This is a genomic window from Micrococcus sp. GbtcB5, assembly GCF_019091605.1.
Classification (GTDB): Bacteria; Actinomycetota; Actinomycetes; order Actinomycetales; family Micrococcaceae; genus Micrococcus; species Micrococcus luteus.
The window spans coordinates 1-346 of sequence record NZ_JAGXJK010000117.1 but is presented as its reverse complement, the minus strand read 5'-3'; the positions used below and the strand labels follow the sequence as shown (position 1 = coordinate 346).

Sequence of the window (346 nt, the reverse complement as noted above, 5' to 3'; positions counted from 1 at the left end):
GAGGAGCGGGGGGACGGACCCCCGAGCCCCGGGAGCCCCGCCGTGACCCCCCCCGCCCCGCGCCCCACCGGCGCCGCCCGCTCCGACCCCACCCCCTTCGAGCGGGGGGAGGCCGTGACCCTCGACGACGTGCACGTCGGCTTCCTGCACCCGGTGCCGGAGGACGGCGTGCTGACCACCCGCATGGGCCTCGCCCCCACGCCCGCCCAGCGCGCCGCCCGCGGTGGGCTGCCCGAGCGCTACCTCGCCCAGACGCAGGTCGGCTTCACGCCCGACGGGGACGGCTGGGCATGGACGACCCTCGAGGACTCCGCCGGAGCCCAGCGGGTGCGCATCGACCGTGAGC

General features: G+C 79.2%; 1 pseudogene. It reads left to right on the top strand.

Annotation, left to right across the window (positions count from 1 at the left end):
- Positions 1-42: 42 nt before the first annotated feature.
- Positions 43-346, top strand: a pseudogene (locus KVS67_RS11695) (hypothetical protein); the annotation flags it as partial.